This is a genomic window from Chryseobacterium contaminans, from assembly GCF_001684955.1.
Lineage (GTDB): Bacteria > Bacteroidota > Bacteroidia > Flavobacteriales > Weeksellaceae > Chryseobacterium > Chryseobacterium contaminans.
Genome location: NZ_MAYF01000293.1, coordinates 1 through 429, shown reverse-complemented (window position 1 = coordinate 429; position 429 = coordinate 1). Strand labels below are relative to the sequence as shown.

The 429-nt window shown below is 38.7% G+C and carries 1 protein-coding gene; it reads right to left on the bottom strand.

Annotated elements, in window-relative coordinates; genetic code table 11:
* Positions 1-104 precede the first annotated feature (104 nt).
* Positions 105-323, bottom strand: a complete 219-nt coding sequence (locus BBH99_RS13770) for a (4Fe-4S)-binding protein (RefSeq protein WP_066696724.1) — start codon at positions 321-323, stop codon at positions 105-107.
* Positions 324-429 lie beyond the last annotated feature (106 nt).

Below are 429 nucleotides of genomic sequence, written 5' to 3'. Positions count from 1 at the left end.
TCCGCCTTTATCAATCGGCTCATCAGTAATGATCTGATTTTCGCCGGCTGTTACTTCTGTATAATATTTTGTTTTTCCTAAACTTGCTTTTACTGTTACCGCCATTATTTTCCAGTGTTGAATTTATAACTTAATGCACCGGAGGGGCATTGGTCTATCTGTTTTCTAAGTTCTTCCGGGCTTGCGTTTTCCGCTTTTATCCAGGGTCTTTCTTTAGGATTGTAGACTTTTGGAAGCAATTTTACGCATACAGCCGAGTGGATACACTTTTGGGGCTGCCAGATGACAGTGATGTCGCCGTTGGGATATTCGTGTGTTTCCATATTAATTTTCTTTTAATGATTTTTCGATTCTTCTGTCCGGAATCAGCCATATGAGAGCCACGATATAATAAAAACCTATGGCAATATAAGGATAAAAAAATGAAGT